This window comes from Bradyrhizobium pachyrhizi, assembly GCF_001189245.1.
In the GTDB taxonomy this organism is placed as follows: Bacteria; Pseudomonadota; Alphaproteobacteria; order Rhizobiales; family Xanthobacteraceae; genus Bradyrhizobium; species Bradyrhizobium pachyrhizi.
Genome location: NZ_LFIQ01000100.1, coordinates 9,939 through 17,173 on the forward strand (window position 1 = coordinate 9,939; position 7,235 = coordinate 17,173).

The 7,235-nt window shown below is 64.2% G+C and carries 5 protein-coding genes and 1 pseudogene; 5 read left to right on the forward strand and 1 reads right to left on the reverse strand.

Annotated features, from left to right (window positions below; translation table 11 throughout):
• Positions 1–1,024: pseudogene (locus tag AKL29_RS24990) on the reverse strand (cytochrome P450); the annotation flags it as partial.
• Positions 1,025–1,228: 204 nt separating this feature from the next.
• Between AKL29_RS24990 and AKL29_RS24995 the strand changes: the two are divergent.
• The 5 genes from AKL29_RS24995 to AKL29_RS25015 form a co-directional block, all read left to right on the forward strand.
• Complete coding sequence (locus tag AKL29_RS24995) at positions 1,229–1,762, forward strand: thiamine pyrophosphate-binding protein (protein WP_028331843.1); 534 nt, start codon at positions 1,229–1,231, stop codon at positions 1,760–1,762.
• Entirely contained in the window at positions 1,759–2,349 is a 591-nt protein-coding gene (locus AKL29_RS25000; RefSeq protein WP_050386010.1) for a thiamine pyrophosphate-dependent enzyme, read from the forward strand. The genes AKL29_RS24995 and AKL29_RS25000 overlap by 4 nt, the downstream gene beginning before the upstream one ends.
• Positions 2,350–2,413: 64 nt before the next feature.
• Positions 2,414–3,115, forward strand: coding sequence for a TetR/AcrR family transcriptional regulator (locus AKL29_RS25005; protein WP_028331841.1), 702 nt, complete (start codon positions 2,414–2,416; stop codon positions 3,113–3,115).
• A gap of 1 nt (position 3,116) precedes the next feature.
• Positions 3,117–4,310 (forward strand): efflux RND transporter periplasmic adaptor subunit, encoded by a 1,194-nt coding sequence (locus AKL29_RS25010; RefSeq protein WP_016842923.1) that lies wholly within the window; start codon positions 3,117–3,119, stop codon positions 4,308–4,310.
• 81 nt (positions 4,311–4,391) lie between these two features.
• On the forward strand, positions 4,392–7,235 hold a 2,844-nt coding region (locus tag AKL29_RS25015; RefSeq protein ID WP_244482389.1), incomplete at its 3' end, for an efflux RND transporter permease subunit.

Consider the following 7,235-nt stretch of genomic DNA (forward strand, 5'->3'; position numbering starts at 1 on the left):
GCGCGACGTCGAAAGCTTCGGGGTTGGGGAATTGCGCGGGGTCGCGGTTGGCCGCGCCGATGCACAGCGTGACCAGCGTGCCCGCCGGCAGCTTGATGCCGCCGAGCTCGGTCTCTTCCACGATCATGCGGTTGCCGAGCTGGTTCGAGCTTTCGTAGCGCAGCATCTCCTCGACCGCGGTCTTGATCAGCTGGGGCTGCGCGATCAGCCGTTGTTTCTGATCCGGATTTTGGGTGAGCGTCACCAGCCCGTTGCCGATCAGATTGGTCGTGGTCTCATGGCCGGCGTTGAGCAGGAAGATGCAGTTGTGCAGCAATTCCTTCGCGGTCAGCCGCTCGCCATTGTCCTCACCCTGGATCAGCCTTGTCAGCACGTCGCGTTCGGGATTGCCGGGCTTGGCGCGGCGGCGTTCAACCAGCGTTTCGAGATAGGCGAGGAAATCCTTCACCGCTTTGTTGCCGCGGTCGAACGTCTCCTTGCCGATCACGGGCTCCAGCGCCCCCAAAATCGCCAGCGACCAGTCGCGTAGCGGCTCGCGTTCGTCGTGCGGCACGTCGAGCAGATTGCCGATCACCTCGACCGGAATTGCCGAGGCGAAGTCGCCGATCAGCTCGAACCGGTCGCGGGTCTCGATCCGGTCGAGCAGGCCGTCGACCAGCGCGATCAGGTCAGGCTCCATGCCGGCGATCGCCCGCGGCGACAATGCGCCCATGATCAGCCGCCGCACGCGGGTATGCGCCGGCGGATCGTTGAAGACGAGGCTGGTCGTGTGATGCTCGTAGAGCAGCGAGTTGCCGTATTTCGGCAGGAACTCCTTCTTCTTGTCGGAGGAGAACGCCTTGGTGTTCTTGTAGGCGGCGATGAGGTCGTCGTAGCGGGTGAGAAAATAGCAGCCGTTCGGCAGCCGCTTGACCGGCACGTGCTCACGCAGCGCGCGATAGGTCGGGTAGGGGTCGGCGTAGAACTCCGGCGTCAGCTTCTCTAGGTCGAAGCCGTCAGCCAGTTCTCGCGCGTGTCCGTTCATGGCGCATCCAGCCCAATTAGTTTCATTTGCAACTATCGTAAGCCGCGGGCGGCGGCCGCGCAACACAATTTGCTAGGCGCCGGGAACAGCGCGCCGGGCGCCGCGTGGTGCGAGCAAATCGCAGAGCCATATGCGGTTTTGCGCTTTGATGAAGCGCGCGCGCCCCTCTACAGTCGCGACCAAACAACAAGACCGGAAACGCCAATGCATGCCCGTGCCGACACTGCGGCCTCCTGGCCCGAGGAGATCTTCTCGATATTGCAGCGCTTCGAGGTGCGTCAGGTGCCCTACGTGCCGGACGCCGGCCATTCGCAGCTGATCGAGCGGGTGCTGGGGTCGTCCTCGATGCGCGGCATCGCGCTGACCACCGAAGAGGAGGGCGTAGCGCTGCTCGCGGGCGCCTGGGCCGGCGGCCAGCGCGGCGTGCTGCTGATGCAGTCGAGCGGGGTCGGCAATTGCATCAACATGCTGTCGCTGGTGCAGATCTTCCGCCTGCCGTTCCTTACGCTGGTGACGATGCGCGGCGAATGGGGCGAGTTCAATCCCTGGCAGGTGCCGATGGGCTCGAACACGCAGGGGATTCTCGAACTGTCCGGGATCAAGGTGCTGCGCGCCTCGCACCCTGAAGAGGTCCGCGAAGTCGTCGAGGCCGGCGCAGCGCAGGCCTATAACGCCTGCACGCCCACCGCCGTCCTGCTGTCGCAGCGCCTGATCGGGGCAAAGGTCTTCACCAAATGAGCCAAGCCAATCTCCTCGACCGCCGTGCCGTCGTTTCCGAACTGCTGAAAGATCGCAAGGGCGCCTTCGCCGTCGGCGGCCTCGGCGCCTCGACCTATGACATCGCCGCCGCCGGCGACCACGACCGCAACTTCTATCTCTGGGGCGGCATGGGCGGCGCCGTGATGATCGGGCTCGGCCTCGCGCTGGCCCAGCCGACGCTGCCGGTCGTCGTGATCACCGGCGACGGCGAGATGCTGATGGGGGTGGGAAGCCTCGCCACCGTCGGCCTGCAGCAGCCCAAAAATCTCTCGATCATCGTGCTGGACAATGAGGCTTATGGCGAGACCGGCGGCCAGGCCAGCCACACCGGCGGGCCTGCCGACCTGGTCGGTGTTGCCAAAGCCTGCGGAATCGGTGATAGCCGGGCGATCAGCACGATGGCTGAGGTCGAGGCTTTTGCCTCGTCTTTGCAAGACGTTACGGCGGGGCCGCGGTTCGCCAGCGCAAAGATCGACGGGGCCAATCTGGAGCGCGTGCTGTCTAGCCGCGACGGCACCTACCTCGTGAACCGGATCAGAGGGTCGATCGGCCACACTCCTATTTAAAGTGGCTTTCGCGGTGCAATAGAACCTTGACTTTTGGTAAAGTGAGTGATTACTCACGACCCAAATGTCTACCTTACGCATGACGAGTGACTTGCGGCGTCAGTTGATCCTGAGCGCCGCAAAGCGGTGTTTCGCCCGCAACGGCTTTGCCGGCACCACGACAAAGAGCGTGGCGGCCGCGGCTGCCATTTCGGAAGGGCTGCTGTTCAAGCATTTCCCGTCCAAGGCGGCGCTCTATGCCGAGATCCTTGCCGAGGAGTGCGAGGCGGATCCCGATCTCGCGCATCTGCTCGGGCAGGAGCCCTCGACTGCGACGCTGGTCGAGCTGGTGCAAGGCATGGTCGGTCACTTCATGCAGCTGCGTGATGCGCCTGATCAGGAAGAGGCGCAGCGGATGCGGCTGATGGTGACGAGCCATCTCGACGACGGCGAGTTTGCGCGCCTGCTCTACGACAAGGTCGGCAAGCTGATCGGTCCGACCTTCGCCGCCTCGCTCGAGCGGGCGATTGCCTCCGGCGAGGCCACGAAGATCGGCGACGAGCCGCTCAACCTGTTCTGGTTTGCGCACCATACCGTGCTGATGGGTGCGCTGACCCAGCTGCCTGCGACACCGTGTCTCCCCTACGGCGATGCCGCCGCGGCCGAGCGCCAGCTTTGCCAATTCATCCTTCGCGGCATCGGACTTACCGAAGCCGCAATTTCAACTCATTTGGGCCGCCAGCCGTCGCCGATCGCAGGACCGTCGGTAACTGCAGAAAGTGCATGACATGAATATTCAGACCGAAAGCCACATCTCGGGGCAACCGATCAAGGAGAAACAAGCCAAGCGTCCCGTCCGCATGGTGCGCTGGTTCATCATCGTAGGCCTGTTGCTGGCCCTGCTCGTCGGTGCGCTGGTCGGCTTCAACGCCTTCCGCAGCCACATGATCGCGCAGTTCTTTGCCAACAATAAGCCGCCGCCGGCGAATGTGTCGGCCGTCGAGGCGAAGACCGAGGTGATTCCGAACCTGCTGACCGCCGTCGGCGATCTCGTCGCCGTGCACCAGGTCAACGTCACGACCGACGTGCCGGGCCGCATCACCGAGATCCTGTTCACCGCCGGCAGCCACGTGAAGGCCGGTACGCCGCTGGTGCAGTTGTTCGACGCACCGGAGCAGGGCGACCTCGCCAACTACAAGGCGCAGGCGACCGTGGGCGAGCTGCAGCTCGACCGCGCCAAGCAGCTCGCGTCGCGCCAGTTCGGTCCGCAATCGACCGTCGACACCGCGCAGGCGGCTTACGACCAGGCCAAGGCGGGCATTGCCAAGACCGAAGCGCTGATCTCGCAGAAACTGGTGCGCGCACCGTTCGAAGGCGATCTCGGCGTGCGCCAGGTCGAAGTCGGCCAGTATCTGACGGCCGGCACGCAGATCGTGTCGCTGACCGATCTGTCGGTGCTGTACGCCAACCTGACCGTCACCGAGAAGCAGAGTTCGCAGATCAAGGTCGGCCAGGCCGTACGCGTCTCGGTCGACGCCTATCCGGGCCGCACCTTCGAGGGCAAGATCACGACCATCGAGCCGCAGATCGCGACCGACACCCGCAACATCCGGGTTCAGGCCACGATCCAGAATCCGGACAGCATCCTCAAGCCCGGCATGTTCGCGACCACCACGATCGTGCTGCCCGGGAAGCCGCCGGTCGTGACCATCCCGGAAACCGCGGTCGACTACACGCTGTATGGCGACTCGGTGTTCCTGATCACCGAGAAGAAGGGCGACGACGGCAAGACCACCCTGACCGCGGACCGCACCTTCGTGAAGACGGGCAACCGCGTCGAGGGCCGCGTCGAGATCCTCAAGGGTCTGAAGGCGGGGGACAAGGTCGTCGCCGTCGGCCAGATCAAGCTGCAGTCGGGCATGGCGGTTGCGATCTCGACCGATCCGCCGCCGCCGGTTCCCGCCGAACCGCCGCGCTACTGATCTTCATTCATCGAACTCGGAGGGCCATCGGCCCTCCGCCACATCTTGCCGCAAGCCGGCAGAACACGAATCGAGTTGGCGATGGCCTTCACTGATATTTTCATCAAGCGCCCGGTGCTGTCGGTCGTCGTCAGCCTGCTGATCCTGCTGATCGGCCTGCGCGCGGCGATGGTTTTGCCAATCCGGCAATATCCGAATCTTTCGAACACCGTCGTGACGATCACCACGTCATACCCCGGTGCGTCGCCCGAGCTGATCAACGGCTTCATCACCACGCCGATCGAGCAGGCCGTCGCGTCGGCCGAAGGCGTCGACTACATGACGTCGAACTCGGTGCTCGGCACCTCGACGATTCAGGTCTACGTCAAGCTCAATCACGATCCGAACCAGGCGCTGACCGAGGTGCTCGCCAAGGTCAACTCGGTCAAATACCTGATCCCGAAGGAAGCCTTCGACCCCGTCGTGACCAAGGCGACCGGTGACACCATCGCCGTGATGTATCTGGGCTTCTCCAGCGAGGAGCTGACCGGATCGTCGATCTCCGACTATCTGACCCGCGTCGTGCAGCCGGTGCTCTCGACGGTCGATGGCGTCGCCTCGGCCGACATCCTCGGCGGCCAGACCTTCGCGATGCGCGTCTGGCTCGATCCGACCCGAATGGCCGGACGCGGCGTGTCGCCCAACGACGTCGCCGCCGCGATCGCCGCCAACAACTTCCAGGCGGCCGCCGGCCAGACCAAGGGCTTCTTCATCGTCTCCAACGTCTCGGCCAATACCGACCTTCAGAACATCGATCAGTTCAAACGGATGATCGTGAAGGCGAAGGACGGCGGCTTTGTGCGCATCGAGGACATCGCGACGGTGGAGCTCGCCGCGCAGTCGACGGACGCCAGTGTTGCCTTCAACGGCGAGCATGCGATCTTCATCGGCATCAAGGCGACGCCGCAAGGCAACCCGCTGACCCTGGTGAAGGGCGTACGGGCGCTGTTCCCCGACCTCGAGCGCAACCTGCCGCCGTCGATGAAGATGAAGGTGGCCTACGATTCCACCAAGTTCATTCAATCGTCGATCGATGAGGTCGAGAAGACGCTCACCGAAGCGGTCCTGATCGTCGTCGTCGTCATCTTCCTGTTCCTGGCCTCGCTGCGGTCGGTGATCATCCCCGTCGTCACCATCCCGCTGTCGCTGATCGGCGTCTGCATCCTGATGCTAGCCGCCGGCTTCAGCTTCAACCTGCTGACGCTGCTGGCGATGGTGCTGGCGATCGGCCTCGTGGTCGACGACGCGATCGTTGTCGTGGAGAACATCCATCGACATCTCGAGGAGGGCCTGCCACCGGTGCAGGCATCGCTGAAGGGGGCCCGCGAGATCGTCGGTCCCGTCATCTCGATGACGATCACGCTGGCGGCGGTGTACGCGCCGATCGGCTTCCTCGGCGGCGTGACCGGCACGCTGTTCCGCGAATTCGCCTTCACGCTGGCCGGCTCGGTGATCGTGTCGGGCGTGATCGCGCTGACGCTGTCGCCGATGATGTGCTCGGTGTTCCTCAAGAGCGCGGAGGAGGGCCGGTTCGCCAGGCTGGTCAATCGCGTGTTCGGCGCGTTGACGCGCGCCTATGGCCGTCAGCTCGACCGTTCGCTCGACTACCGCCCGATCACGGCGCTGTTCGCCGTGACCATCCTCGGTCTGGTCGGCTTCCTCTATATGCACATCCAGAAGGAGCTGGCGCCGCAGGAGGACCAGGGCATCGTGTTCGCGGTGACCAAGGCGCCGAAATACGCCAACATCGACTACATCGATTTCTACGGCGACAAGATGGACAAGGAGTTCCAGAAGTTTCCCGAGACCGACCTGCGGTTCATCCTGAACGGCATCACCGGTCCGCAGGGCGGCTTCGCGGGCATGCTGCTCAAGCCGTGGGATGAGCGCAAGCGCAGCGCGCAGGCGCTGCAGCCGCTGGTTCAGGCGGAGCTGTCCAAGATCGAGGGCATCAGCGCGTTCGCGTTCAGCCTGCCGCCGCTGCCCGGCGGCCCCGGCGGTCTGCCGGTGCAGATGGTGATCTCTTCGACGGCCGGATTCCAACAGGTGTTCGACCAGATGAACAAGCTGAAGGATGCGGCGCGCAAGAGCGGCCTGTTCATCGTCACCGACAGCGACCTCGACTTCAACCAGCCGGTGGTCCGGGTGAAGGTCGATCGCTCGAAGGCGAGCGACCTCGGCATCACCATGCAGTCGATCGGCGGCGCCCTGGCGACGTTGCTCGGCGGCAACTATGTCAACCGCTTCAATCTGGAGGGACGCTCCTACCAGGTGATCCCGCAGGTGCCGCGCGCCAGCCGGCTCGCGCCCGAGGCATTCAACGATTACTACGTTCCCACCGCGACCGGGCAGCTGGTGCGGCTGTCGACCGTGGTTTCGGTCGAGACCGGCGTCGATCCCAACGCGCTGACCCACTACAACCAGCTCAACTCGTCGACCTTCCAGGCGGTGCCGATGCCCGGCGTCTCGATGGGCCAGGCGGTGGAGTTCCTGCAGGGTGAAGCCAAGAAGCTGCCGTCCGGCTTCAGCTACGACTTCCTGGCCGACTCCCGGCAATACGTCCACGAAGGCAATCAGCTGCTGGTCACCTTCGCGTTCGCCATCATCATCATCTTCCTGGTGCTGGCGGCGCAGTTCGAGAGCCTGCGCGATCCGTTCGTGATCATGATCTCGGTGCCGATGGCGATCGTCGGCGCCTTGATCCCGCTGTTCTTCGGCGTCGCCACCATGAACATCTACACCCAGGTGGGCCTGCTGACGCTGGTCGGACTGATCACCAAGCACGGCATCCTGATGGTGGAGTTCGCCAACGAGCTGCAGCTCAACGAGGGACTGGACCGCCGCGCGGCGATCGAGATGGCCGCCCGAATCCGCTTGCGTCCGATC